Source organism: Acinetobacter sp. ACNIH1 (genome assembly GCF_002934695.1).
Classification (GTDB): domain Bacteria; phylum Pseudomonadota; class Gammaproteobacteria; order Pseudomonadales; family Moraxellaceae; genus Acinetobacter; species Acinetobacter variabilis.
The window spans coordinates 465,870-489,984 of record NZ_CP026420.1 but is presented as its reverse complement, the minus strand read 5'-3'; the positions used below and the strand labels follow the sequence as shown (position 1 = coordinate 489,984).

Here is a 24,115-nt window from a genome sequence, read left to right as displayed (position 1 = left end):
ATCCCTGCTCTTGCCTATGAACTTTGGGCACTTTAGAAAGATTTGATGATGGGAGCAACTTTTACCTAACTCCTAATGATTAAATTTCCACTCTCCATTTAAGATGTCTATCTTGCTAAATTTGTTCAACATATTGATAAAGTAAAATTTCGAAAAAAATGCTATTAAAGGTATTCAGACAAAATAATTGCTGTTAAATTGTACAAGGACAACAATTGATAATTCACATTTTTTTAACATTCAGACGGTTTAGTATATTGTTGTTTTAATTATATTTTAAGAACTACAGAATAATATCAGGAGTCATATATGAATAAATGGATCAAACTTTCAGTCATGAGTTTAGCGCTATCAGGCGTAGCTGCTTGCTCGAATGATAATGCACAAAATAAATCAGATCATCAGGCTGCATCTGGCGAGAGTGTCGCTGCAGATAAACTGCAAACCCGATTTGTCAATATTGCGACAGGCGGTGCCTCAGGTCCTTATAATGTCATCGGGACAGGATTGGCTGAAATCTATAACAAGACCTACGGCGTGAGTTCCAAAACCCAGACCACAGGGGCTTCTGTCGAAAATCTGAATTTATTAAAACAGAACAAAGTTGAAATGGCCTTTGTCATGAGCGACAGCTTAACTGAAGCAATTAATGGTCAAGGCAGTTTTAGCACCAAGATTGACAACGTGCAGCAGATCGCTGCTCTTTATCCGAACTATGTGCAAATCGTAACCTCAAAGCGCTCTGGTATCAAAAATATTGAAGATCTCAAAGGCAAACGTATTGCAGTGGGCGCCCAGAATTCAGGTGTAGAAGTGAATGCCCGTACTCTATTGAACGGTTTTGGTATCACTTATAAGGATGTCAAAGTAGATTACTTAGGTTATGCCGAAGCAGCGGATGCCTTGAAAGGCGGAAAATTGGATGCAGCCTTCCTGACCAGTGGTCTTCCAAACTCCTCCCTAATGGAACTGCAACAGGGTTTTGATCTACAACTGGTGAGTATTAATCCAGATAAAGTGAAAGCGATTGCCAAAGATCAGGCGTATTTCCTGCCAATGACCATTCCTAAAGGGACCTATGGCAATGCTGAAGATATTCCAACAGCAGCGATCATGAATGCATTGGTGGTTCGCTCAGATTTGTCTACCGATGATGTATATAAGCTAACCAAGACGTTCTTCTCCAGCCTGGATCAGCTGGCAAATTCGCATCAGGCTGCTAAAGAAATCACTTTAGAAGGTGCACAAAAAGGTCTGGTTGCTCCACTGCATCCGGGCGCGCAAAAATTCTATGATGAGAATAAAGCGAACTGATGAAATGGATACAAGGTGCAGCGATTGCTGCACTTTTTAGTTTGGCTACTTTTTTTATTACCTGTGTTTGGATGACATTTTCGTATATTTTTGTGGAAGTGAAAGAGCAAAATTTCCAGTGCAAAATTGACCAGAAATCTTTTCAGCTGAGCTGGATGCATTCGGTAGAAAGAACACAGTGGAAAGAACGTTATCTTCTAGACAAGGATCATTTCATTCTGACAGACACTCAGTTCATTTCATTTGGTGCGGGTACACCTGATCAAGGTACTATTACTCGACTGGATGATGGCAATATCCATATGCAAATCAACCGGAAGATGAAAGAAATCAATTGGGTGATTTCACGCAGAATGCAGGGAAAAATTGGGAGTATTGAGAGTGCTGATCGGATCTGGAATATTTATCAGGATTTTCCTGACTATAGCACGGTACAGATCTCTATAAAAAAAGACAGCCTATGGAAAAAAAGAGGTTTAAATGATTGCCTATGAATCCACAAGAAACAAGAAATGTGACCGAAGCACTGGATGATCAACAGCAACAAGAATTATTAGAAAAATTTGACCGTGAATCTGTCACTCGCAATCCGATCAACAAATCGGTTCGCTGGTTTATTGCTGCCTTAGCAATATCCTATTCGTTATTTCATCTTTATATTACTTTTAATCCCTTGCCAGAACTGATTCAACGTGCAGCCCATGTATCCATTGGTCTGGCGCTGATTTTCTTGTTGTATCCAGCACGTCAGGCCAGTAGCCGGCAAAAGGTCGCATGGACGGACTGGATTTGGGTCAGTGCCTCTTTTGCTTCTTTCTTTTATTTGTTTAAAGAATACCAAGCCATTATGACTACCCGGGGAGGCATTCCCAATACACTGGACATTGTCTTCTCAATTATGACGGTAGTATTGGTGGTTGAGGCTGCTCGAAGGGTAATGGGCTGGATGTTGCCGATCTTGGGACTGATTTTCTTAAGCTATCCATTTGTCAGTCATTTTGACTGGATGCCGGATCGCTTGCTCACTCGCCCCTATACATTCAGTGATATTTTCGGGCAAATGTATCTGAAGACTGAAGGTTTATATTCTTCAGCCATTGGTGCTTCAGTCACCTTCATTTTCTTGTTTATCCTGTTTGGTGCATTTTTGGCGAAATCGGGAATGGGAAAATTATTCAATGATCTGGCCATGGCACTTGCCGGTCATAAGCAAGGTGGGCCAGCCAAAGTTGCGGTGATTTCCAGCGGTTTTATGGGTAGTATTAATGGTACGGCGGTTGCCAATGTGGTAGGAACCGGTTCATTTACCATTCCCTTGATGAAAAAAATTGGCTACCACAAAAACTTTGCCGGTGCAGTGGAAGCCAGTGCTTCTGTAGGCGGACAGATCTTACCTCCAGTCATGGGGGCTAGTGCATTCATCATGGCCGAAACAACTGGTGTCAGTTATGGCACGATTGCCTTAGCCGCGGTATTGCCTGCCCTACTGTATTATCTCGGTGTAATGGCACAAGTCCATTTCAGGGCAGGTCGGGATAATCTTAAAGGCGTTCCCAAAGCAGACTTGCCACGAGTCAAAGAAGTTCTGAAAGAGCGCGGACATTTATTACTTCCAATTATTGCGCTTGTGGTGTTCTTATTCCAGTCAATTCCGGTCAGCTATGCAGCGGTTTATACTATTTTATTAACCATCGTTGTTGCTGCATTTAGAAAATCTACGCGGATGGGACCGAAGGAAATCCTGGAAGCACTGGCAGATGGTGCTAAACAGTCACTCTCTGTGATGTCTGCCTGTGCAGTGGTGGGTATTATTATCGGTGTGGTCAGCTTGACCAGTTTTGGCTCGGTAATGACCTCTTCAATTATGAGTATTGGTGCAGGCAGTCTGTTTCTAACACTGTTTTTTACCATGATTGCATCGATGATTTTGGGTATGGGCCTACCATCCATTCCTGCCTATATTATTACCGCAACCATGGCAGCTCCGGCTTTAGCCAACTTTGATATTCCAATCCTAGTTGCGCATATGTTCGTGTTCTATTTTGGCCTGTTTGCCAATATTACCCCACCCGTCGCCTTGGCCGCCTTCGCCGGTGCCGGGATTGCGGGTGGTGATCCAATGCGGACTGGCTTCCTGGCACTACGCCTATCTCTGGCTGGCTTTATTGTGCCCTTCCTATTTGTCTATAACCCGGCGATGCTGATGATTGATACAACAGATATTGCCGTGAATGCCAAAGAATTTGCCTTACCGGCATGGAATGTCATTTTAAGCATTACCGTGACGTCGATTGTCGGCATTCTGGCACTGGGGGCCGCAGTAGAAGGCTACTTTAAAACCGCGATGAATTGGTTCTGGCGTATCTTCCTGGGGGTTGGTGCACTCATGATGATTGTGCCTGAGACCATGACCGATATTATCGGCACCATCATGGTGATTATTGCAATTGGCTTTAATATCATTCAGGCAAGAAAAGAGAATACAATTACTACTAAAATTTCATAAAAAAAGAGAGTCTCGGCTCTCTTTTTTTCACTATAGAATCTTAGAAAATACGAGTTTTATCTTTTTCTGCTTTTGGCAATTTCGCTGCAATTTTCTTGGCAATGGTCATGTAACTTTCAGCAGCATCATCTCCAGCAATCACTGAAGGCTTACCGGCATCGGCATTTTCACGAATTACTGCATTCAAAGGCAGACGACCGAGCAATGGAATATTGTATTGCTCTGACAGTTTATCACCGCCGCCTTTACCAAAGATCTGTTCTTCATGACCGCAGTTCGAACAGATATGGGTCGACATATTTTCGACTACACCCATCACTGGAATCTGCACACGGTTAAACAGTTCAATGCCTTTGGTCGCATCCAGCAATGCCACGTTTTGTGGTGTGGTCACAATCACAGCACCTGTGACTGGAATACGCTGAGCGAGCGTTAACTGGATATCACCTGTACCTGGTGGCATGTCGATCATCAATACATCCAGATCCGGCCATAAGGTTTGATTGAATAGCTGCATCAAGGCACCTGTTGCTTTCGGACCACGCCAAGCAACCGGCGTATTATTATCACCCGTTAAGTGGCCAATCGATAGCACTGCCATACCATACGCATCCAGTGGGACAAACTGCTCGGCTTCGATCATCGGGGTTTTGCCAGCATTGCCGAGCATCGTCGGAATACTTGGACCATAAATATCCGCATCCAGTACACCCACTTTCAAACCTAATTTTTGCAAAGCCAAAGCCAGATTCACAGTCGTTGTAGATTTACCAACACCGCCCTTGCCTGAAGAGACTAGAATGACATACTGAATACGTGGATGCTTCGGCACATCACGTTGCTGTGGAGCAGCTTTCTGGATCGGCGGATTATTTGGGTCAGCTTCTGCTTGAGCTGCATGACCTGAAGCATCAACCACAGGTGGCAGATTCGATTTTGAAGCAGCAGTTTGCGGCTGGCTGGAACAGCTCTCGCCTTCTGCATGATGATGTCCACAACCGCCTTCTTTTTTATGACTCGTCTTTTGCTGAATCACATGCAGGTTTAGTTCTTTAATACCGCATTTCTCTAGCGCATCCGCCAGTTCATCATGAATCTGCTGTAACTGCTCTTTTTCTTCCGGATAGGTATTAATGGTGATTTGCAGAATCTCACCTTGCACATTGACCTGAGTAATCCGGTCTTTCAGTGCATTGCTAGAATTTGGCAAGACATAATTTTGCAGTACGTTCTGCACAGCTTCTTCGTTCACCTCCTTGGAAGGCGAAAAAACCGATTTAAGCGAAGAAAGCCAGGACATAGGTTACTCCAAAAATATAGATAGACATCTGAATAGCTTAGTTTAACGAGGTTTTTGGCTCAGGTTAAGCAATCTGTATTCACAAGCCTGAAAGACAAATATGATTTCCAACTATTTTACTTGGTTTTAAAGGGTTACAGGGAAGAAAATTTATAAAGTCAGCATCACATCTTATTTATTGTTTTATATTATCGATATTTAAAATTTTAAATTAAATTAATTAGATAGTAGCCATTAAAAAACCACTTCATTCAAAAACTGAATGAAGTGGTTTTCGATATGAAATGATTATTTATGATTTTTATCTTGATCGGTCTTGTTTTGCCCAGATTGATCAGCCTTATCCTGATCCTTTTTAGCATCATCTTTGTTATTGGTCTGAGCTGATTTTTGGTCCTTATCCTTAGCCTCTTTAGATGAAGAATCCTGATCCTGCTTTTTTGAATCATCTGACTGAGACTGGTCATCGCCTTTCATTTTGGTCATGGTTTCAGCCGCCATCTGTTTCAACTCATTTAGTTTCGTAGCAGCTTCATTTACCAAATCACTAATTTTGACCTTGGTATCTTCAAACTTGTGTAGCGCTTCATCTTTTAAATTTGCCATACGATCCTGGTCAGCCTGATTTGCTGATTTATCTCCAGAACTTTGATCTGCTTGTGCCTTTTTCGAATCATCTGAACCTTGTTCACCATTTTTTTGGCTGTCTGATTTGCCATTTTTCAGCTCATTCAGAATCTTTTCGCCTTTTTGCAATAGCTCTTCGCCAATTGCGATGGCTTTTGCTTTTAAGTCATCCATTTTGGTGCTTTCGGTCTTTTTATCTGATTGATCAACATTATCAAAATCAGATTGGTCATTTTTAGACGCATCTTTTTGCTCTGATTGCTGATTACCAGATGCTTTAGAGTCTCGCTGATTATCAGACTTTTCATCAGCACCATTTTTTTGGGCTTCTAGGACTTCTTCATGTTTCTGCTTATGCTGTTTATCAATCTCGTTCTGCTTCTGCTCTTGTTCAATTTTGTCATGCAGCTCTCGTGCATGTTGTTCTTTATCTTGATTCTGTTTTGAAGTACTTGTCTGGTTATTCTGAGTCATGAGTACCCTCCTAAGGCGTCATAATAAAAATGATCAGCTAAATTTTTAGCACAAAGCATGCAATGACGTGGATGAATTAAGCAAACTGCAACAAAGCCTGTACATGTTGTTGCTATTGATTGCAGGAAGTAGCATCAACTTATCTCAATCGAATTTTTACGGGCCAATTATCCGTCTATAGCCAGTTTTTGTATTCTGAATATTCAGCCTGATTTATTCCTGAGGCTTCTGTAAAAGCATTTCTTTGTAATCCCTTCTGCATCATGTAAAATTATGGCCCATTGCATAATGAATACGAATGAGAGAGTGAATCCGTGCGTAAAATCCTAGTCACCAATGCCCTTCCTTACGCCAATGGCCCGATTCATATGGGTCACTTACTCGGCTATATCCAGGCTGATATATGGGTACGTGCGATGCGTGCAATGGGTCATGACGTGACGTATGTCTGTGCGGATGATGCTCATGGTACAGCGATCATGCTGCGTGCTGAGGCAAATGGCATTTCACCTGAAGCACAGATCGCCAATGTGCAAAAAGAACACATTCGTGACTTTGACGGTTTCGGTGTGCATTTCGATCATTATGACTCTACCCACAGTGCTACCAACCGCGCCCGCGCTTCAGAAATCTATATCAAAAACCGTGAAGCCGGCAATATTGCAGTTCGCCCTGTAACCCAGTTATTTGATCCTGAAAAAGGCATGTTCCTGTCAGACCGTTTTATTAAGGGTACATGCCCAAAATGTAAGGCGGAAGATCAATACGGCGATTCATGTGAAGTTTGCGGTACAACTTACAACGCGACTGAATTATTAAATCCAAAATCGACTTTAAGCGGTGCGACTCCTGTTGAGAAATCTTCGGATCATTACTTCTTTAAACTGCCAAATTTTGGTGAATACCTGCAAAAATGGACCCGTGACGAAGGTCGTCTCCCAGTGTCTATCGCCAACAAATTGGATGAATGGTTTGATAATGGCTTGAATGACTGGGACATCTCCCGTGATGCACCTTATTTCGGTTTTGAAATTCCTGATGCACCAAACAAATATTTCTATGTTTGGGTGGATGCACCAATCGGCTATATGTCGAGCTTCGAAAATTACATCAAAACTAAACGTCCTGACTTAAGCTTTGATGATTTCTGGAAAAAAGATTCTAAAAATGAAGTCTATCACTTCATTGGTAAAGACATCGTTTATTTCCATGCCCTGTTCTGGCCTGCAATGCTGGAAGGTGCAGACTACCGTACTCCAACTGGTTTATTTGTGAACGGTTTCCTGACTGTAAATGGTCAGAAGATGTCTAAATCTCGTGGTACCTTCATTAAAGCTGAAACTTATTTACAGCATTTGAATCCTGAATACCTGCGTTATTACTTTGCTTCTAAACTTTCTGACAAGGTTGAAGATTCTGACTTGAATCTGGATGATTTCGTCCAGAAAGTGAATTCGGACCTTGTAGGTAAAGTGGTGAACATCGCAAGCCGTTGTGCAAAATTCATCAATACCAAGTTTGATAACAAGTTAAGTACAACTTGTGCTGAGCCTGAACTGGTGCAAAGCTTTATTGATGCTGGTGACTCAATTGCCAAAGCATATGAAACCCGTGAATTCTCGGCAGCGATCCGTGAAATCATGGCGCTTGCAGATAAAGCCAACCAGTACATCGATGAGAAAAAACCTTGGGCTTTAGCGAAAATTGAAGGCGAAGAACAACAGGTTCACGATGTGTGTTCTGTGGGTATCAACCTGTTCCGTCAATTGGCTGTGTATTTAGCTCCAGTGTTACCAACCTTGGCTGCTCAAGTTCAGGACTTCCTGAAACTGGCTTCTTTCGACTTTGCTTCACGTACAGAAATCTTAACAGGTCATAAAATTGCATTGTTCCAGCCGCTAATGCAACGTGTTGATCCGAAAGCTGTGGCTGCAATGGTCGATGCGTCTAAAGATTCCTTAACTGCACCTGTTGCTGAAGCACCAAAAGCTGAGAAGAAAAAAGAGAAAGCCAAAGAGAAGAAAGCTGAACCTAAAGTCGGTGAAGCTGAAATCATCACCATTGATGACTTCATTAAAGTTGACCTGCGTGTAGCGGAAGTTCTGGATGCTGCAACCGTTGAAGGTTCAGACAAACTGCTGCAATTGACTTTGAATGTTGGTGAAGCTGAGCCACGTAACGTATTTAGCGGTATCCGTGAGTTTTATAAACCGGAAGATCTGAAAGGTAAACTGGTGGTGATGGTCGCTAACCTTGCTCCACGTAAGATGCGTTTTGGTATTTCAAACGGTATGGTACTCGCTGCGGGTAATGGCGACGGTGTTTGGGTGATTTCGCCTGAATCTGGTACTAAACCGGGTGATAAAGTGTCTTAAATGAAAATTCAAACCTAATAAAAAAATCCCCTCAATTGAGGGGATTTTTTTTATTGCTGAGGACTTACTGAATTCTGTGAAAAATTCGGAGATCTTGGTCCATACAATAAACCTTTTTGCTGAGTCAAACGTGGTGAATACAACAATTGACTCACCGTGCCTGATAGTACATACGCCTTATCACTTAAATGATTCGAGATTTGATCCACCAAAGCACCAACCAACATACCCACTAAACCAGCATTATTATTGCTGTTAGCTAAGATCTGCTTTTCTGAACCTTCCCAAAGAAGCTGACCAGTTTTTAAATCAACCAATTTAGCTTCTACAGCAACCGTAGCAACCGTTTGAATCACTTGATACTTCGAACCATACTCTTTTACTTTCACATACAGAGCAGCATCAGCGCCAAAAATTTCTTGTAGCTTTTGGGTACTTACTGTTTGAGCATCAGAACCGTTATAAATACCATTTTCCTTAAACATCGTATCGACAACGCTAATAGGAAAAACGTAATAACCTGCCTCAGCAACAGGAACAGTTACTGTTGACCAATAACTATAAGTTGCACGTGTGTCAGGAGATTCATTCACTGGTGGCATCACTAAAATAGACTTTGGCATATGTGCTGTGTAAGTGCTTAAATCACGTGTATTTTTCGGTGCAACCGCACAACCAGTAAATAACAGAACCACAGTACTTAAAGCGAATAAACGTTTTAAATTTTTCATTTCTTCGCTCCTGCTGTAGTTTGACCTGTCATTTTTTTCAGTAAACGCTCCATCAAAACAGTTGATTCTGGATAAACCTGACGTTCTAACTCAAAATACTCTAGTGCTCGTGGACCATTATTAAGATTTAAATTTAATAGCCCTAAATGTGCATATAAACCTGGAGGCACAGCCGCATTTTTAGCTTTAGCCTTCTCTATATCTTTTTCAAGTTTAGTAATCTGCTCTTGAGGAGAGGTTTTTTCAGGAACACTTAACAACAAATAAGTTTGTTGTGGATATGTCCCCCAACTATATAAAGATTGGGGACCACTTGCACAACCCACCAAACTTAGTGACATCACAATACCAAGTAATAAAAATATATTTTTCATGGAATAATCCTATTACTTGGTCGACCATTTACCAGTCTGTAAATCAAGCACAAGATTATTCACTGCTTCACGTACAGCTAAATCTAAAACTTTACCGTTTAATGTTGAGTCATAAGATGCGGTAGAACCAAAGCCAAGTACTTCACGCTCACTTAACGCATACTCACCTGCTCCTTGTACTGAGTGAACTACTTCTGCAGTTTTCACATCAACTACGTTAAGATTAACTTTTGCATAAGCAATTTGCGTTTTACCACGACCTAATACACCAAATAATTGGTGATCACCCACTTCTTTACGACCAAACTCAGAAACATCACCTGTTAATACAAAACGCGCTCCTTTAATTGATTGCGTCGATTTTCCAAATCCTGCTTCTTGTTGTAATTCAGATAAATTATCACGGTTTAAAACAGAGAAATAACCTGTTTGCTGCAAATGAGTTTCTAAAATTGTTTTTGCTTGTCCGCCTAGACGATCTACATTGTCAGAAAAAATTCCACGCATATAACTTGAACGGTTATCAAATTTCCCAATAGAAACTGCAGTTTTAGTACCCGTATACTTTACTTGTGCCGTCGCAGCCGTTACTTGGGGGGCTTGTATTGTTTTTGAAGTTTCAGTTGTTGAACACGCTGTTAACGCTAAGCAGGTTAAAGAACAAACGAGTGCTGTTTTTTTCAAAATATTAATCCTTTAGACTAAAAAAAATTTTTATTAACTCAAAAAATAATCTTAACAATAAATAAACAATAACTCCACACAATAAATAAATTAACAATAGATCTCTTTCATAAATCAAAAAACGATCTTCTTTTTGGTTAATATTTGCCCTCTGGATTTCTTGGCATTCGTGCATAATCTGCGGATGAAATACATCGATTCAAACAAGCTTTCTGATCCTCAGTTCAAGCGATACACAGGCATCTCATGGTCAACTTTCTATTTGATGGTTGAGCAATTGCAGAAGCATGTCTCTGCCAAAGGCAGACCGCCCAAGCTAAGCTTGGAGGATCAGGTTCTGCTCTGTCTGAGCTATTGGCGGGAATACCGAACCTTATTTCACGTTGCGACGAGTTACGGGGTTTCAGAGCCCACAGCCTCAAGAATTGTCCGTCATGTTGAAGACTGCCTGATTCGGTCCAATCTGTTTAATTTACCCAAAGATTTACCCGAGGGCGAAGGCATCGACTGGAATATTGTGATCGTGGATGCCACGGAAATTCCAATCCAAAGGCCTAAAAAAACAGAAGAAAAGCTATAGCGGCAAGAAAAAGACCCATACCTTTAAAATACAGGCCATGATTCACTACAAAACTCAGCAAATTCTGAGTTTATGTACCAGTCGCGGTGCAGTGCATGATTTCGAGTTGTTCAAACGCAATTTAAACCAGATTCCTTTTGGGGGTTTTATCCTTGCAGATAAAGGCTATCAGGGGATTTATGTATGTTGTATCCGAATAGCCTGTTGCCCTTAAAAGCCAAAAAACACTGTAAATTGGATCCTGAATTGAAAATCTATAATCAAGAAATCAATAAAAGAAGAATCGGAATTGAGCATGTATTTGGCAGCCTGAAAACCTTCAAAATCCTTGCTGAGCGTTATCGAAATAGAGGTAAAAGGTTTGGTTTGAGATTCAATTTAATCACTGGAATCTACAACTTGGAACTGAGCAAAAAATGATTTATGAAAGAGGTCTATTACAATATATAAGAAAGATTTTAATCAAACTAGGGCGTGTCATCAATTAAGCCATATTATGCTTGAAACAAGGTAGATTGCTGACAGGAAGTTTTGAGCCAATTTATCATAGCGCGTAGCAATACCTCGATACTGCTTGAGCTTGGCGAAGAAATTCTCGATCAGATGTCTTGCTTTATAAAGATGTTGGTCATAATCACGCTGTTCAATCGCGTTACTTTTGGACGGCATCACGATCTGACCATTGATCTTATGGATTGGATCAATCACCCGATTCTTAGAATTATAGGCTTTATCAATGAGCCAAGTCTGACTTAACGATAAGTCCAGCAGCACATCAGCACCATTTAAGTCATGAGCCTGCCCGGCAGTGAGATAAAATTCTGTCGGGTTGCCTAAAGCATCCGTACGGGCATGAATTTTGGTACTTAAGCCACCTTTACTGTGTCCGATTGCCTGTTCTTTTTTTTCCGGCGCTGTGCTGATGAGCGCGCACAATGGTTGAGTCCAGCATGGCATATTCATTATCACTTTCATGTGATAGCACTTCAAAAATTCTCTGCCACACGCCTGCTTTAGCCCAACGGCTAAAGCGAGTGTGCACGACTCTAAAATCCCCAAAGCGTTCTAGTAAGTCTCGCCACGGAATACCGGAACGATACCGATATAATACTGCTTCAACAAATAGCCTGTTGTCTTTGGCAGTTACTCCAACAGTACTTGCTCGTCCGGGCAACAGATCCTTAATCTGCTCCCACTGATCATCTCTTAATGCATAGCGTTTAGTCATGAAAAAATAATGAGGACAGATTAGATTTTCTCAAGCTAATTGATGACAGGCCCTAGTAAGTAATGTAATTAAAGAAAAATTTTTAATCACATGACTTTCGACATGGATGTCGCCCGTTCGTTAGGGGCACATGGACGTGCCCTCTAACGAACAAGGGATTTTTGTTACTTTTGATCCTTCAAAAGTAAGGCTAAGAACTCCCCTTATCCCAACCTTCTCCCAAAGGGTGATGGAGCTTTCAATAGAGTTTTAAAATTTATATCAATCTATAAATCGGATAGCACTTATTTATCAAGGAAAAATTCCCAGATGACATAGCCAATGCCGAAGCCTAGCAATGAATATAAGGTAATAATGAAAAATACAAATACTGCATTGTTTTTCTTTTTCCAAAAACTCATAGCGATACCCAAGGCTGTTTGCAATACCCCATGTTAACGGGCTTTTTTATAAAAGTGAAATTTATCTAAGTATTTTATTTATAAAAATATTTTTAGATAAAAAATCTTTTATTTCCTTACAAAATCAATATACAGATTCAAACTGAATGCCTAGTACAGATAGTGAATTCCTCTTATCTCTTTAAAAAAAGGTAAATATTTTTATATTCTATTTTCATGCTTTACATGCTAATACATAGCATAAACTTCACAACCATAAGAATTGCCATGAATATTTTAAGGATATCCCTTCTCACTTCTTTACTTTCATTTTCTGTTTTGAGTGTAAGTGTGAGTCAGGCTGCTGAACAACCTGCAACGATTGCTTCACAAAAACAAGTTGCTGGCTACTACCATCACCAAATTGGTAATACTCAGATTACTGCCCTGCTCGATGGTACAAACTACTTAAATCCATCGATGTTTAAAGGCTTAAGTGATGCAGAAAAGACTGAGATTTTAAAGAAATATCATGCCGATCAAGCCAAAGGTATACAGACTTCAGTCAATGCTTTCCTGATTAATACAGATAATCAACTACTCATGGTCGACAGCGGTGCTGCAAGCTGCTTTGGTGCGCACTTAGGATCAATTTATAATAACCTCAAGGCATCAGGTTATCAGCCTGCGCAAGTGAGTGGTATTTTCCTGACTCATCTCCACCCTGATCATGTTTGTGGCATTTCAAATAACGGCGCAGCAAATTATCCAAATGCCACCTTACATATTTCTAAAACCGAATATGACTACTGGCTAAGTCCAAATACCGTTAAAAAACTACCGAAAGACCAGCAGGAGGGTTTCTTAGACACCGTAGAGAAAATTAAAGCCGCCCTTGCACCCTATGAAAAAGCTAAAAAAGTGAAAGTCTTTTCTGATAAATCTTTAGCCTTTGGTGGGATCGAGTTTAAGCCATCCTTTGGTCATACCCCAGGGCATTACAGCTTTAAACTCAAAGCAGATGGTCAAGAAGTCGTATTTGTCGGTGACATCGTCCATTCACATACCTTGCAATTCGAAAAACCTGAAACAGCCATAGAATTCGATGTTGATCCTAAAACTGCGGTGCAAACCCGTTTAAAGGATTTTGCTGAATATGCCAAGCAAGGCCAGACCATTGCAGCACCACATTTACCATTCCCAGGGATCGGTCATATTTACTCAAAAGATGGAAAGAGCTATCAATGGATTCCTGTGCATTTCAAAGATTAATTGAATACTTCAGAGATTTTAGCTCCGGATCAAACCCTAATTTTTTAGGGTTTTCTTTATTGAAGATATAGCTAAGTTATAGTCTTCATGACTTCTAAAATTTAAAACCATGATGTACTTTTGCAATTCAAAAGAATCTATCACTTAATTTTTTTAAATTTTTTCTTAAAAATCCTTTTACTTTTCATGTGCACCTTTAGCACACATTTTTAACACGCCATTTTCTGTGATAAAGCTAAATATCTAAAAAACAAAATATAAATTCAAATTTTATCTTTTCTTATGATGTCTTAGTTTGGTGCATAAAATTCTATTGTGCTTCATATCGAGTCTTGTCAGTTTCAAGAAATTCTTTATCAAAATTTCCCTTGTTAGTAACTCTTTTCGAATCAGTTTGCCTCTATATACTGGATTTCTTTTGTGATTCTATGCACTAAATTGGAACGCATAATGCAAAATATAGACTTATTATTTCTCCTTCTCGGTGCAGTTCTAGTGCTTGCCATGCATGCAGGATTTGCATTTTTAGAACTAGGGACAGTTCGCCATAAAAATCAGGTCAATGCTTTAAGTAAAATTCTCACTGACTTTTCCCTATCCGCCATCGCTTACTTTCTGGTGGGCTACTATATTGCCTATGGTCAGCATTTTTTCCATGATGCCTCTACTTTAGCAGCCGATCATGGTTATAACCTGATGCGCTGTTTCTTCCTGCTGACCTTTGCCGCAGCTATTCCTGCGATTATCTCGGGAGGTATTGCTGAACGGGCTAAAATGCGTTCGCAGGCTTTAGCGACTTTATTTTTAGTTGCTCTGATTTATCCATTTTTTGAAGGAATGATCTGGAATGGCAACTTTGGTTTTCAAGACTGGTTGGCAAATACCTTCGGTGCCACCTTCCACGACTTTGCCGGCTCTGTGGTCGTGCATGGCATGGGAGGCTGGATTGCTCTGGCTGCAGTCGTTTTACTTGGTGCACGTAATGGTCGATATAAAAATGATGGCCGGATTACTGCACATCCACCATCATCTATCCCTTTCCTTGCTCTAGGCTCATGGATTCTGATTGTTGGCTGGTTTGGCTTTAATGTGATGAGTGCACAACGCCTAGGTGCTATTTCCGGACTGGTTGCGATTAACTCTCTAATGGCGATGGTCGGTGGAACTATTGCAGCAAAAGTAGCGGGTAAAGATGATCCTGGCTTCTTGCACAACGGCCCATTAGCCGGACTGGTGGCCATCTGTGCAGGTTCTGATGTGGTACATCCACTGGGTGCGTTATTTATCGGAATCAGCGCAGGCGTGATTTTTGTAAAACTCTTTACCTATACTCAAAATAAACTCAAAGTCGATGATGTATTAGGGGTCTGGCCTTTGCATGGCGTATGTGGTGCTTTCGGTGGAATTGCGGTCGGTGTATTCGGTCAGCAATGGCTCGGAGGCATGGGTGGTGTTTCTATCATTTCACAGCTATTCGGTACCGTACTGGCAATTGTAGTGGCTCTGGCAGGTGGATTCCTGATTTATGGTCTGCTGAAAATGTTGATCGGTATTCGTCTGAGTCAGGAAGAGGAATTTACTGGTGCAGACTTATCTATTCACCGGATCTCGGCTAATTCGGAAGAAAATATTTTTTAAGCACCAAATAAAAAAAGCTCCGAATCATCGGGGCTTTTTATAGTCTGCGATAATTGGAAAATTACTTCATCCCAAAAATCAGCTTTAAGCCAAGCACGGTCATGACCGCCCCTGCTGCACGGTCAAAACCGGCTTTAAATTTTAAATACACACGACGTGGTTTTTCAGCAGAAAGTGCAACAGCCACCAGCGAGCACCAGCCTGCATCAATAAAGAAACATAAAACCGGCAATACAAAGTAAAAGTAAGTTGGAATTTCTTTTGGCAAAAGCGCAGTAAAAATACTGGCCAATACAATGGCAATTTTTGGGTTAGATAATTGGGTAATCAAACCTGTCATATAGGCACGACGCAAGGACATCTGAGTTTGACTGTCATCGCCTGCCTCGATCGGTTCTTTGGCATGCTTGATAATTTTAAAAGCCAACCAGAGTAGATATAAACCACCACAAATTTTTAGAGCCAGATAGGCAGATGGCACAGCCAGCAAAAATGCCTGCAAACCTAAAACTGCAAGCAGACCAAAAATAGCCGCCCCAGTACCCGTACCTAAAGCTGTAAATAGGCCATGCTTACGTGAGATCGCAATTGAATTTTTCGCTACATAAATAGAAGTCGGTCCTGGGCTCATTGCACCTAACATGAGGGCAAAGGCAATTGAACCTAAAATCCAAAATGATTCCACGTGACCATCCAAACTTAAAATGAATGGCTTATTTTAAGTAAAAATAATTTATTTTGCTTTAATATTTCTACACAAATGATGCAATATTTGTGCAAAATCCGGCTATTTCTTCAATTGGTCTTGAGCGGTGAGGGATGAATCAAGCATCTTATAATCATGGTCATGCACCGGCACTCCGCCAATAATCATGCTTCGTGTATCAGTTTTAGGTTTATTCAGCGGATCATCACAGCCAGATAAGCCTAAGAGCAATACGCTTAAAATCGTACAGGATAGTATTTTCATTATTCTATCCTCCTCTAAGTTCCCTATAAGATTCAGATTAGCAAATTTGTTTAAATTTTCAGCATATGAATTGTGACAATCTACAAAAATTTATTCTTAGTTTAAGGAGCTCATGATTCTGCCATCCTGCTGATTCTATTTCGCTATAATTTGCTCATTCTTAGCTTATGAAAATACCATGTTTGAAAAAATCGCCCAGCATATTCCAGACCAGCGCATCTGGCTGAAAGATAGGCTTGTAACCATACGCCGTCTGGATCTGGTGCATCCGCAAATATCCGGCAACAAGTTTTTTAAACTAAAATACAATTTTCTGGAAGCACAGCAACTTGGCTTTAAAAAGCTGCTAACTTTTGGTGGTGCTTATTCCAATCATATTGCCGCAACGGCGTTTGCATCCCAGCAGTTTGGCTTTGAGAGTGCCGGTATTATTCGGGGTGAAGAACTGGCTCATCAGCCTTTAAACCCCACTTTAGCGTTGGCACAACAATTCGGCATGCAGTTACATTTTGTGAGTCGTGAAGAATATCAATGTAAACAGGACACTGATTATCTAGAAAGGTTAGCACAAAATTTTCCCGCACATTACATCATTCCTGAAGGCGGTACTAATGCATTGGCGATTCGGGGATGTCAGGAGATTCTAAAGGACGGCGATGCACAATTTGACGTGATCTGCTGTGCTGTAGGCACGGGTGGCACGATCACAGGTTTGATTGAAGCCAGCCAGCCTCAGCAACAGGTATTAGGATTTTCTGCCTTAAAAGGCGATTTCCTAAATGAGGATGTGGCTAAGCTGACCACGAAAAGAAACTGGTCCATTCTCGATGATTATTGTTGCGGTGGCTATGCCAAAATCACTCCTGAGCTGATCCAGTTTATACAGCACTTTGAAGCTGAATATGATATTCCCTTAGAGCATATTTATACGGGAAAAATGCTGTTAGGAATTTCCGACCTGATTGAAAAAGGTTATTTTCCAGCAGAAACAAAACTACTGATCCTGCATACTGGTGGACTACAAGGTCGAAATATTTAACTCGCTTAAAGTTCTGATCGAAACTTAAATGCCTATCGGATTATTTTCATTTAAGGCAATCAGCCCTTTTACCAGTCGATAGACATGCCAGACAAAGACCAGAAAAATAATCACAAAACCGATCAGAATTACGGTGAGCAGCCCACCCAGAATATAACCTAGTAAGCTGAACCAGAAGGTTTTAATCTGCCAGTTCACATGACTTTCCAGCCAGGTGCCCCGCATTTCATCACGTTTAATATAATTCATGATAATTGCGATTAATGGGGTTATTCCCAAGAAAAAACCCAGTAGATGAAGAATATAGCTGATCAGATTATATTGTTTGTATGCTGCCGTATCCGTCATAAATTATTCCTTTTCATTGTGATTATTTTTTAGGCATGACAAAACTATGCATGAATCCGCCAGCTGCTTCAAATTATTTATGATAAATATTCGCTAACACGCTGTAATTCGGGTAGCCCCTTCCAAGAATAGAGAAAGCTGAAATAAAATTGTCTATAATGCTCCCCTTTCTTCTCCCTTGAGTGTGTCATGTCTGTTCAGCAATACGATGTTTTGGTCATAGGTGCAGGTGCATCCGGTTTAATGACAGCCTATATGGCAGCACAACGTGGTCGAAAAGTCGTAGTCGTTGAAAAAGCCAATAAGGTGGGTAAAAAAATTCTGATGTCTGGTGGCGGCAAATGTAATTTCACCAACCTCTATGTCGAACCTGAAAATTTCATCTCGCATAATCCGCATTTCGTGATTTCAGCACTGACCCGCTATACCAATTGGGATTTTATTGGTATGGTCTGCGAATATGGCATCGAGTATGAAGAACGTAAACATGGACAGTTATTTACCTTAAATGGTGCTAAAGAAATTCTGGCGATGCTGCTGTCTGAATGTGACAAGACTGGTCTGGTCGAGATCAAAACCAACTGCGAAGTGAAAGTCGTCAACACTGTAGACGATCAAGGATTTCAGGTAGTCACTTCTTTAGGATATTTTGGAGTGGAATCGGTTGTGGTTGCTTCAGGTGGCTTGTCGATTCCAACTCTAGGCGGTTCAGGCATCGGCTATGAGATTGCCAAGCAGTTTGGACATCATGTCTATCCAACCCGTGCCGGTCTGGTACCGTTTACTTTCTCGGATAATTTCAAGGAAGTCACCACTCGTCTGAGCGGTAATGCAGTCGAAGCCACGCTGTCTAATAATTTAAATAGTTTTACTGAAGCTTTACTGTTTACCCATCGTGGTCTGAGCGGCCCTAGCTCCCTACAACTGTCAAATTACTGGGATGTTGGCCAAAGTTTTAAGGTCGACTTTCTGCCAAGTATCGACTTGTTTGATTTCTTTAAATCTAAAAAACAGAGTCAGCCTAAAGTTCTGCTACGTACACTATTGACCGAACATTTACCGAAGAGCGTAGTACTAGAATTACAGAATCTGATCTGGCCTGAAGTCGCTGAAACATCTATTGGCAATATTAGTGATGACAAGTTGGAACAGATTGCCAAACGTTTAAGTGGCTTTGAATTGAAGCCTTCTGGAACTGAGGGTTACCGGACAGCCGAGGTGACTTTGGGCGGTGTGGATACAACCGAAGTTTCATCTAAAACCATGGAAAGCAAAAAGCAGAAAGGCTTGTATTTTGTGGGTGAGATACTGGATGTGACTGGTCATTTGGGAGGTTTTAACTTCCAATGGGCATGGTCATCAGCGCATGCCGCATCGGAATATGTTTAATACAGAGATGATCTAGGAAAAAGAAAATACTTCGCTTATTCCAGATAATCCGTTTTAAACAGGTTGAGATTGCCCATATTTTCTAAACGGTCAATCGTCAGTTGCATTTTCTGAGCCGCTTCCTGCAGATGTAATGGTACTCGGTCTGCCATAGATGTCATAAATTTATGCTGCAATGTTTTCCACATATTATTGATCTCCTTTTTCTTTATATTTTTAATGCAAGAAAAATACCAAAATCATTTTAGTATTCACTTGAATATTCTATATTTTTTAAAAAAGAAATTCTATGTGTAGTGACTGAGCAGTGTTCTGGCTTAGTTAAATTCGTCTGGATCAGGTATTTTCTTATCCAGCTCTCGTTCAGCCTGCTCATCCTGTTTACTTTTCACAAAGACAAATCGATAAGCAGCCGTGAAAAAGCCAATGGTAATGCCTGCTATCACTAAGGGTGCTAATAGATTATTCGGTTTCTTGGCATTCATTCAGATTTCCTCATAATTAAAAAAATCGACCACTCAAGTGTGGCCGATTTTGTTTGGATAGAACAGGTTAATTCGGGTCATCTTTTTTTGGATGACTATCGACATTCGGTTCTTCTTCACCTGTAGAACCAAATGGATTATTCGCTGGTGGATGAATTGGATCAACTTGAAGCGAATCCGGTACAGCCTGATCTACATCTGGTGTCACCTGATCTATACCTGAAGCTTCATCATCCTGTGGTGCAGTGGTCAAGGTCGCTGGTGTACTATTGGATAAATTGGTACGCATTGGCGTATTGTCATCTTGTGATTGATCTTGCTTCGGCACAATATTTTCTCCTGTAGTTGAACTGCCTGCACCTGTAGTACCACTGACATCAGCACCTAAGCCTGAAGTCATGATATTGGTTTCATTTTTCAAAGGATTCGGTTCTTTAGCTTCTCGTTTAGCTTTATCGATCAAATCAGTCAGTACACGTTCTGCTGGTTGACGGCCACCGAGACCAAAGGCCAAGGCAAAGGCCACTGCAACAGCACCCAGAGTTAAACCGAAGGCCAGATTCACGATCGAGTCAGCAATGCCCATGGCACGTAGACCCATTGCAATGACCAGACCCATGATCAGTACACGAACCAAGTTTGCTAACCAGCGTGAACTGTTGTATTCACCGCGTTGCACAATGTTGGCAACTACGTTGGCCAGCCAGAAGCCGATCACCAGAATTACAGCACCTAGTAGGATGTTTGCACCGAAGTAGATGAACATCGCAATCAGGCCACTTACCTGTTCAAAGCCTAAACGGTCCGCTGCTTCAGAAACCGCAAATAGCATAGTGAACAGTACAATCAGATAACCCACCAAGCTTGATAGTTTGGTTTTGCCCAGGAAGCGTTGTAGATCCAGTTTAGCTGGAACCTCATCTACGCCTGTTCCGGCAACGACTTCAGTTACCAGACGTGCTACCAGTCTAGAAACTACATAAGCCAGAATTAGAATCAGTGCAGCTGCAATGATATTTGGAATGGCATTCATGATCTCATACAGCATTGCAGTTGCTGGTTGAGAAATTGCTTCGATACCCAGTGCTTCAAATGCAATGATTAATGACGTAATAATTACGACTGCAAAGATGAATGAACCAATCAGTTGAGCGACATTCGAGTTTTTGAAAATGCCGACTTTTTCAGCTTGATGTTGAATATTCAAGCTGTTGAGCAAACCTTCGACAATACCGCGAACGATTTTTGCCAGAATGTATCCGACAAATACAATAACTGCAGCAATGAAGATATTAGGCAGATAACTTACGACATCCGTCAGCATGTTCTGCACAGGCAGTAATAAACCGTGTAGACCTAGAATCGACAAGACAATTGGTAAGAACAGCAGTAAAATCAGCCAGTAAACAATTTCACTGATATTTTGGCTAATCGGACTGACACCGACTTCGGCACTCAGCTTTTCATCCAGCTGAGTGCGATCAAGCATTTTTTGCAAGCCGACTTTGACCAGATTCGCCACAATCCATCCAACAAAGGCCACAGCAATAGCCGCCAGCAATTGTGGAATAAAGAGCAGGAACTGCTGGATCATATTACTGAACGGTCCGCTCACTGCTGTCAGATTCAGTACGTTAAGCGCCCCGATCACCGCAATAATCAGAATAATCCAGAACACAACACGAGCGATAATACTCTCGACATTAGAGCGATGTCCTGTCGCTGCATTTAAGTGTGTATTGGTCCCTAGTTTTTGCAAGATTTTTTTAACACCTGCCGAGACGAGTAATGCAATAATCCAACCTAGAACTAATATGGCAATTGCACTAAGAATTGGATGAAACTGATCCCAGTAGTACATGGCATCATAGCCACCACGTGGGCCTCTCATATAATCATTCATGTTTTCTGCCCTCTTTGTTATTACGCTATTTATCTGAATTCACGAGCTTATTTTCGAAATCTTTAGCTCTTTCCGATTACTTATAAAGCTTGAACTTCCTGTGCTTAGCTTGCCTGGAGATACAGAACTTTGAAAAACATCACCACCTATTGCAAAAAAGCTCTAGTCATTAACCAGAGTTTTTTTTAACAATTCCAATTATTGGGTGGCCTGTTGAGCATCAGTTGCAGTGGCTTCTGCTGTATCTTGTGACATTTCGCCTACAGTGGCTGTTGCTTCTGTCATCGCATCATCTGCGGTAGCCATTGCTTCATTGCTTTCACCGCCTGGAGTAGCCGCCGGACTACCATTATTGGCAGGGGCTTCAGTCGCTGGTACCGGTGTATTAGGCTGGGTCGCAGGCGCATCTGGCTTCACATCTGCAAACATATAGAACAGGACTGCCAGTAAAAAGATACCGACCAAAATCAGGATATAGACAGGAATGCGCTTCTTCTGCGTGATTGCTGCCTGATCATGCAAAGGTGGTTTTTTATTAAAATCATCAACCATGACCATTCTCACTCTTTCTTATTCATAAGTAGATTTTTATCATAACAAGCAGTTATCACGGCTTCTGTGACAAAAGATGGTGAGATAGTGAATGGATGTAAGTTATATGTATGAGTCTGATGAACTTGGTATTAGTTTCAAAAAGAGGCATTTTCTAGCCTGAATATACTATGCTCTTATGGTTAGAAACTCTCTTCCGAGACAGTTAATACTGGCGGTTTTTAGCTGATTTATCAGGATTTGAATTATCTATAAAATAGACAATATACCATTATGATTTTATTAAATTTTAAGCACATTTTAAGTGGGTTAAAACATGCTGTAAAAATACCGTTTTTCAATATACCTGCTACTTTGCACAAAATACGTTATAATTATCCACCTTATTTTTCATGCACCCGAGTTTTATGGCGTATCGTCAACAGAGTGTATCGCTTGATCTTGACACTGACGTCACACATCAATGTGCTTTGCACTACACTCGTGATCAGCATCTGATTGGAATCATTGAATTTAGCAAACCTAGCTTTATGCTACGCTGGCAAGATCTGGAATATTTCCGCCGCCGTACTGAAGAAATGTCGGTAATGCCTTTTCCGGACTGCATTAATGCCATGGTCATTGATGTACGGAATGTGGCGGCCTGGCTAGATAATGACGTTCCGATTATTCCATGGCGTCTGCTGGAAGAAGATTGTCCGGTACGTTTAGTTGTGCCCGCGGATCGAATCGAACATTATGCCGGTTTCTTTGAGCCGACCTGGTTAACCACCGATACAGATACTGCCATTCAGGAAATCCGTGACTTTATGGATATGTTTGTACATTAATTCCTGAATAGCAAAAAACCTCCGTATGGAGGTTTTTTTTGTGCCTAAAGAAAATAAAAGTCCCCCCTTTAACAAATGGGGATTTAGGGGGATTCTTTTTAACTTGAAAATATTTTTTCAATTTTAATCCATTTCTAACTTTTAAAAGGCTGTAACTCCCTTTCCTTTTAGGCGATAAGCAGCACTGCTACGTAAGAGAGAGGTAAAAGCCCCTCCTTTGCAAAGGAGGGGTTGGGGAGGATTCAAGAACTGGCAAATAATCTAACTTTAATCCCTCCTAACCTCCCTTTTAGAAAGGGAGGAACTCTGAAGGAATTACCAATAATTCTCTACCGCAATATTTCCTTCACCACGGCGGTTCATGGTCAGGCCACGTGCTTTTAACGCTTCTTTGGTATCTTCGACCATTTCCGGGTTACCACAGAGCATCACATGACTGGTTTCAGGATTAAGCTGGAGTCCTGCTGCCCGTTCAAGTTCTCCATTTTCAATCAAGATCGGTAAACGATGGTGAAGTGCTGCTTCAGGGTCACGGGTAATGATTGGAATAAATTTAAAACCTGTATGACCTCCGCCAAAGGTCTCGGCAATTTCCTGAATACGGTCGACATAAGCCAGTTCGTCTTGCGTACGGACGCTATAAACCAGGTTAATATGTTTATATTTATTCCAGGTTTCAAAGTCTTGCAGCATGGATAAAAATGGTGCCAGACCTGTACCTGTGCCAAGCAGCCATAAATCTTGTGGTAATGGCAATTGATAACGTGCCAAAGTCAGATAGCCATAGGGAATTTTCTCTAAGTAGAGTTCATCACTTACTTTAAGATGTTGTAAATTCGAAGTAAATTTTCCTTCCGGAACCACAATCGAAAAAAATTCCAGTGTTTCATCAAAAGGCGATGACACGACTGAATATGCCCGAACGACCAGTTCATCCCCCACTTTCAAGCCAATACGCGCAAACTGTCCTGCCGTAAACTTGAAATGCGCAGGTCTGGTCATGGTGAAACTAAACAGCGTATTGGTCCAACGGTGTACAGATAAAACCTTTTCTAAGCTAAATTTTTCAATAGGCATGATTCAAACGTGGCATCAAAGACTATGCTCATGGTAGCA

General features: G+C 41.1%; 26 protein-coding genes and 1 pseudogene. 12 read left to right on the top strand and 15 right to left on the bottom strand.

The features are described 5' to 3' along the window. The first annotated feature begins 309 nt into the window (after positions 1 to 309). The 3 genes from C3F22_RS02455 to C3F22_RS02445 are packed head-to-tail and all read left to right on the top strand — an operon-like array spanning position 310 to position 3,820. Positions 310 to 1,314, top strand: coding sequence for a TAXI family TRAP transporter solute-binding subunit (locus C3F22_RS02455; protein ID WP_104425846.1), 1,005 nt, complete (start codon positions 310 to 312; stop codon positions 1,312 to 1,314). Beyond that, positions 1,314 to 1,808 (top strand): DUF1850 domain-containing protein, encoded by a 495-nt coding sequence (locus C3F22_RS02450; RefSeq protein WP_104425845.1) that lies wholly within the window; start codon positions 1,314 to 1,316, stop codon positions 1,806 to 1,808. The genes C3F22_RS02455 and C3F22_RS02450 overlap by 1 nt, the downstream gene beginning before the upstream one ends. Continuing rightward, positions 1,805 to 3,820, top strand: a complete 2,016-nt coding sequence (locus tag C3F22_RS02445) for a TRAP transporter permease (RefSeq protein ID WP_104425844.1) — start codon at positions 1,805 to 1,807, stop codon at positions 3,818 to 3,820. The genes C3F22_RS02450 and C3F22_RS02445 overlap by 4 nt, the downstream gene beginning before the upstream one ends. 40 nt (positions 3,821 to 3,860) lie before the next feature. Here the strand turns inward: C3F22_RS02445 and apbC are convergent, their stop codons facing one another. Both apbC and C3F22_RS02435 read right to left on the bottom strand, forming a co-directional pair. Further along, positions 3,861 to 5,120: an iron-sulfur cluster carrier protein ApbC gene (gene apbC, locus C3F22_RS02440; RefSeq protein WP_104425843.1), complete on the bottom strand. Its 1,260-nt coding sequence runs from the start codon at positions 5,118 to 5,120 to the stop codon at positions 3,861 to 3,863. Between the two features lie 288 nt (positions 5,121 to 5,408). Continuing rightward, the gene (locus C3F22_RS02435) at positions 5,409 to 6,221 is read right to left on the bottom strand and encodes a hypothetical protein (RefSeq protein ID WP_104425842.1); all 813 of its coding nucleotides are present in this window, start codon (positions 6,219 to 6,221) and stop codon (positions 5,409 to 5,411) included. A gap of 314 nt (positions 6,222 to 6,535) precedes the next feature. Here C3F22_RS02435 and metG point away from each other — a divergent pair, with 314 nt between their 5' ends. Further along, a complete protein-coding gene (gene metG, locus C3F22_RS02430; protein WP_104425841.1) occupies positions 6,536 to 8,596 on the top strand; it encodes a methionine--tRNA ligase in 2,061 nt (686 codons plus the stop codon). A 50-nt stretch (positions 8,597 to 8,646) separates the two neighbouring features. On the opposite strand, the gene C3F22_RS02425 is transcribed toward metG, so the two are convergent. From C3F22_RS02425 to C3F22_RS02415, 3 genes are read right to left on the bottom strand one after another with little or no spacing between them, the layout of a single operon-like run. Then, complete coding sequence (locus C3F22_RS02425) at positions 8,647 to 9,327, bottom strand: DUF799 domain-containing protein (protein ID WP_104425840.1); 681 nt, start codon at positions 9,325 to 9,327, stop codon at positions 8,647 to 8,649. Beyond that, positions 9,324 to 9,701 carry a DUF4810 domain-containing protein gene (locus tag C3F22_RS02420; RefSeq protein WP_104425839.1) on the bottom strand — a complete coding sequence of 126 codons (378 nt, stop codon included), beginning with the start codon at positions 9,699 to 9,701 and terminating at the stop codon, positions 9,324 to 9,326. The genes C3F22_RS02425 and C3F22_RS02420 overlap by 4 nt, the downstream gene beginning before the upstream one ends. Positions 9,702 to 9,713: 12 nt before the next feature. Further along, complete coding sequence (locus tag C3F22_RS02415) at positions 9,714 to 10,385, bottom strand: CsgG/HfaB family protein (protein ID WP_104425838.1); 672 nt, start codon at positions 10,383 to 10,385, stop codon at positions 9,714 to 9,716. A gap of 184 nt (positions 10,386 to 10,569) precedes the next feature. Here C3F22_RS02415 and C3F22_RS02410 point away from each other — a divergent pair, with 184 nt between their 5' ends. From C3F22_RS02410 to C3F22_RS18710, 3 genes are read left to right on the top strand one after another with little or no spacing between them, the layout of a single operon-like run. Then, positions 10,570 to 10,965, top strand: coding sequence for a transposase family protein (locus tag C3F22_RS02410; RefSeq protein WP_171284716.1), 396 nt, complete (start codon positions 10,570 to 10,572; stop codon positions 10,963 to 10,965). Next, positions 10,913 to 11,179 carry a transposase gene (locus C3F22_RS18715; RefSeq protein WP_104425836.1) on the top strand — a complete coding sequence of 89 codons (267 nt, stop codon included), beginning with the start codon at positions 10,913 to 10,915 and terminating at the stop codon, positions 11,177 to 11,179. The genes C3F22_RS02410 and C3F22_RS18715 overlap by 53 nt, the downstream gene beginning before the upstream one ends. Continuing rightward, positions 11,149 to 11,385, top strand: coding sequence for a transposase family protein (locus C3F22_RS18710; RefSeq protein ID WP_104425835.1), 237 nt, complete (start codon positions 11,149 to 11,151; stop codon positions 11,383 to 11,385). The genes C3F22_RS18715 and C3F22_RS18710 overlap by 31 nt, the downstream gene beginning before the upstream one ends. Positions 11,386 to 11,445: 60 nt before the next feature. Here C3F22_RS18710 and C3F22_RS02395 read toward each other — a convergent pair. Then, positions 11,446 to 12,193 (bottom strand): annotated as a pseudogene (locus C3F22_RS02395) (IS5 family transposase). 284 nt (positions 12,194 to 12,477) lie between these two features. Then, a complete protein-coding gene (locus tag C3F22_RS18830) occupies positions 12,478 to 12,594 on the bottom strand; it encodes a hypothetical protein (RefSeq protein ID WP_375725620.1) in 117 nt (38 codons plus the stop codon). A gap of 267 nt (positions 12,595 to 12,861) precedes the next feature. Here C3F22_RS18830 and C3F22_RS02390 point away from each other — a divergent pair, with 267 nt between their 5' ends. Both C3F22_RS02390 and C3F22_RS02385 read left to right on the top strand, forming a co-directional pair. Next, the gene (locus C3F22_RS02390) at positions 12,862 to 13,845 is read left to right on the top strand and encodes an MBL fold metallo-hydrolase (RefSeq protein ID WP_104425834.1); all 984 of its coding nucleotides are present in this window, start codon (positions 12,862 to 12,864) and stop codon (positions 13,843 to 13,845) included. Positions 13,846 to 14,295: 450 nt separating this feature from the next. After that, the gene (locus tag C3F22_RS02385; protein ID WP_104425833.1) at positions 14,296 to 15,483 is read left to right on the top strand and encodes an ammonium transporter; all 1,188 of its coding nucleotides are present in this window, start codon (positions 14,296 to 14,298) and stop codon (positions 15,481 to 15,483) included. A 61-nt stretch (positions 15,484 to 15,544) separates the two neighbouring features. Here the strand turns inward: C3F22_RS02385 and C3F22_RS02380 are convergent, their stop codons facing one another. Together C3F22_RS02380 and C3F22_RS02375 are read right to left on the bottom strand one after the other, a co-directional pair. Then, the gene (locus C3F22_RS02380) at positions 15,545 to 16,168 is read right to left on the bottom strand and encodes a LysE family translocator (RefSeq protein ID WP_005237028.1); all 624 of its coding nucleotides are present in this window, start codon (positions 16,166 to 16,168) and stop codon (positions 15,545 to 15,547) included. Positions 16,169 to 16,270: 102 nt separating this feature from the next. Then, entirely contained in the window at positions 16,271 to 16,453 is a 183-nt protein-coding gene (locus C3F22_RS02375; protein ID WP_005237029.1) for an NF038215 family lipoprotein, read from the bottom strand. Between the two features lie 178 nt (positions 16,454 to 16,631). On the opposite strand from C3F22_RS02375, the gene C3F22_RS02370 reads away from it, so the two are divergent. Next, the gene (locus C3F22_RS02370; RefSeq protein WP_104425832.1) at positions 16,632 to 17,492 is read left to right on the top strand and encodes a 1-aminocyclopropane-1-carboxylate deaminase/D-cysteine desulfhydrase; all 861 of its coding nucleotides are present in this window, start codon (positions 16,632 to 16,634) and stop codon (positions 17,490 to 17,492) included. 24 nt (positions 17,493 to 17,516) lie between these two features. On the opposite strand, the gene C3F22_RS02365 is transcribed toward C3F22_RS02370, so the two are convergent. Next, positions 17,517 to 17,840, bottom strand: coding sequence for a DUF4870 family protein (locus C3F22_RS02365; RefSeq protein ID WP_104425831.1), 324 nt, complete (start codon positions 17,838 to 17,840; stop codon positions 17,517 to 17,519). A gap of 189 nt (positions 17,841 to 18,029) precedes the next feature. Between C3F22_RS02365 and C3F22_RS02360 the strand changes: the two genes are divergently transcribed. After that, positions 18,030 to 19,229 (top strand): NAD(P)/FAD-dependent oxidoreductase, encoded by a 1,200-nt coding sequence (locus C3F22_RS02360; RefSeq protein ID WP_034170095.1) that lies wholly within the window; start codon positions 18,030 to 18,032, stop codon positions 19,227 to 19,229. Positions 19,230 to 19,264: 35 nt separating this feature from the next. On the opposite strand, the gene C3F22_RS18320 is transcribed toward C3F22_RS02360, so the two are convergent. The 4 genes from C3F22_RS18320 to C3F22_RS02350 all read right to left on the bottom strand — a co-directional run bounded on the left by C3F22_RS18320 (position 19,265) and on the right by C3F22_RS02350 (position 22,169). Further along, positions 19,265 to 19,417, bottom strand: a complete 153-nt coding sequence (locus C3F22_RS18320; RefSeq protein ID WP_171284715.1) for a hypothetical protein — start codon at positions 19,415 to 19,417, stop codon at positions 19,265 to 19,267. Between the two features lie 129 nt (positions 19,418 to 19,546). Continuing rightward, positions 19,547 to 19,714: a hypothetical protein gene (locus tag C3F22_RS18315; protein WP_004785046.1), complete on the bottom strand. Its 168-nt coding sequence runs from the start codon at positions 19,712 to 19,714 to the stop codon at positions 19,547 to 19,549. Positions 19,715 to 19,781: 67 nt separating this feature from the next. Then, positions 19,782 to 21,617, bottom strand: coding sequence for a mechanosensitive ion channel (locus C3F22_RS02355; RefSeq protein ID WP_034702019.1), 1,836 nt, complete (start codon positions 21,615 to 21,617; stop codon positions 19,782 to 19,784). A gap of 198 nt (positions 21,618 to 21,815) precedes the next feature. Continuing rightward, positions 21,816 to 22,169: a hypothetical protein gene (locus C3F22_RS02350; protein WP_034702043.1), complete on the bottom strand. Its 354-nt coding sequence runs from the start codon at positions 22,167 to 22,169 to the stop codon at positions 21,816 to 21,818. 407 nt (positions 22,170 to 22,576) lie between these two features. Between C3F22_RS02350 and C3F22_RS02345 the strand changes: the two genes are divergently transcribed. Then, positions 22,577 to 22,999: a hypothetical protein gene (locus tag C3F22_RS02345; protein WP_005237048.1), complete on the top strand. Its 423-nt coding sequence runs from the start codon at positions 22,577 to 22,579 to the stop codon at positions 22,997 to 22,999. Positions 23,000 to 23,314: 315 nt separating this feature from the next. Here C3F22_RS02345 and C3F22_RS02340 read toward each other — a convergent pair whose 3' ends face one another. Further along, entirely contained in the window at positions 23,315 to 24,076 is a 762-nt protein-coding gene (locus C3F22_RS02340; RefSeq protein ID WP_104425830.1) for a ferredoxin--NADP reductase, read from the bottom strand. Between the last annotated feature and the right edge of the window lie 39 nt (positions 24,077 to 24,115).

Excerpts from the sequence above, each read along its gene's own strand:
- C3F22_RS02455 (WP_104425846.1), top strand. The coding sequence starts at position 310 with ATGAATAAATGGATCAAACTTTCAGTCATGAGTTTAGCGCTATCAGGC.
- C3F22_RS02450 (WP_104425845.1), top strand. The coding sequence starts at position 1,314 with ATGAAATGGATACAAGGTGCAGCGATTGCTGCACTTTTTAGTTTGGCT.
- C3F22_RS02445 (WP_104425844.1), top strand. The coding sequence starts at position 1,805 with ATGAATCCACAAGAAACAAGAAATGTGACCGAAGCACTGGATGATCAA.
- apbC (WP_104425843.1), bottom strand. The coding sequence starts at position 5,120 with ATGTCCTGGCTTTCTTCGCTTAAATCGGTTTTTTCGCCTTCCAAGGAG.
- C3F22_RS02435 (WP_104425842.1), bottom strand. The coding sequence starts at position 6,221 with ATGACTCAGAATAACCAGACAAGTACTTCAAAACAGAATCAAGATAAA.
- C3F22_RS02425 (WP_104425840.1), bottom strand. The coding sequence starts at position 9,327 with ATGAAAAATTTAAAACGTTTATTCGCTTTAAGTACTGTGGTTCTGTTA.
- C3F22_RS02420 (WP_104425839.1), bottom strand. The coding sequence starts at position 9,701 with ATGAAAAATATATTTTTATTACTTGGTATTGTGATGTCACTAAGTTTG.
- C3F22_RS02410 (WP_171284716.1), top strand. The coding sequence starts at position 10,570 with ATGAAATACATCGATTCAAACAAGCTTTCTGATCCTCAGTTCAAGCGA.
- C3F22_RS18715 (WP_104425836.1), top strand. The coding sequence starts at position 10,913 with ATGCCACGGAAATTCCAATCCAAAGGCCTAAAAAAACAGAAGAAAAGC.
- C3F22_RS18710 (WP_104425835.1), top strand. The coding sequence starts at position 11,149 with ATGTTGTATCCGAATAGCCTGTTGCCCTTAAAAGCCAAAAAACACTGT.
- C3F22_RS18830 (WP_375725620.1), bottom strand. The coding sequence starts at position 12,594 with ATGAGTTTTTGGAAAAAGAAAAACAATGCAGTATTTGTATTTTTCATT.
- C3F22_RS02390 (WP_104425834.1), top strand. The coding sequence starts at position 12,862 with ATGAATATTTTAAGGATATCCCTTCTCACTTCTTTACTTTCATTTTCT.
- C3F22_RS02385 (WP_104425833.1), top strand. The coding sequence starts at position 14,296 with ATGCAAAATATAGACTTATTATTTCTCCTTCTCGGTGCAGTTCTAGTG.
- C3F22_RS02375 (WP_005237029.1), bottom strand. The coding sequence starts at position 16,453 with ATGAAAATACTATCCTGTACGATTTTAAGCGTATTGCTCTTAGGCTTA.
- C3F22_RS02370 (WP_104425832.1), top strand. The coding sequence starts at position 16,632 with ATGTTTGAAAAAATCGCCCAGCATATTCCAGACCAGCGCATCTGGCTG.
- C3F22_RS02365 (WP_104425831.1), bottom strand. The coding sequence starts at position 17,840 with ATGACGGATACGGCAGCATACAAACAATATAATCTGATCAGCTATATT.
- C3F22_RS02360 (WP_034170095.1), top strand. The coding sequence starts at position 18,030 with ATGTCTGTTCAGCAATACGATGTTTTGGTCATAGGTGCAGGTGCATCC.
- C3F22_RS18320 (WP_171284715.1), bottom strand. The coding sequence starts at position 19,417 with ATGTGGAAAACATTGCAGCATAAATTTATGACATCTATGGCAGACCGA.
- C3F22_RS18315 (WP_004785046.1), bottom strand. The coding sequence starts at position 19,714 with ATGAATGCCAAGAAACCGAATAATCTATTAGCACCCTTAGTGATAGCA.
- C3F22_RS02355 (WP_034702019.1), bottom strand. The coding sequence starts at position 21,617 with ATGAATGATTATATGAGAGGCCCACGTGGTGGCTATGATGCCATGTAC.
- C3F22_RS02350 (WP_034702043.1), bottom strand. The coding sequence starts at position 22,169 with ATGGTTGATGATTTTAATAAAAAACCACCTTTGCATGATCAGGCAGCA.
- C3F22_RS02345 (WP_005237048.1), top strand. The coding sequence starts at position 22,577 with ATGGCGTATCGTCAACAGAGTGTATCGCTTGATCTTGACACTGACGTC.
- C3F22_RS02340 (WP_104425830.1), bottom strand. The coding sequence starts at position 24,076 with ATGCCTATTGAAAAATTTAGCTTAGAAAAGGTTTTATCTGTACACCGT.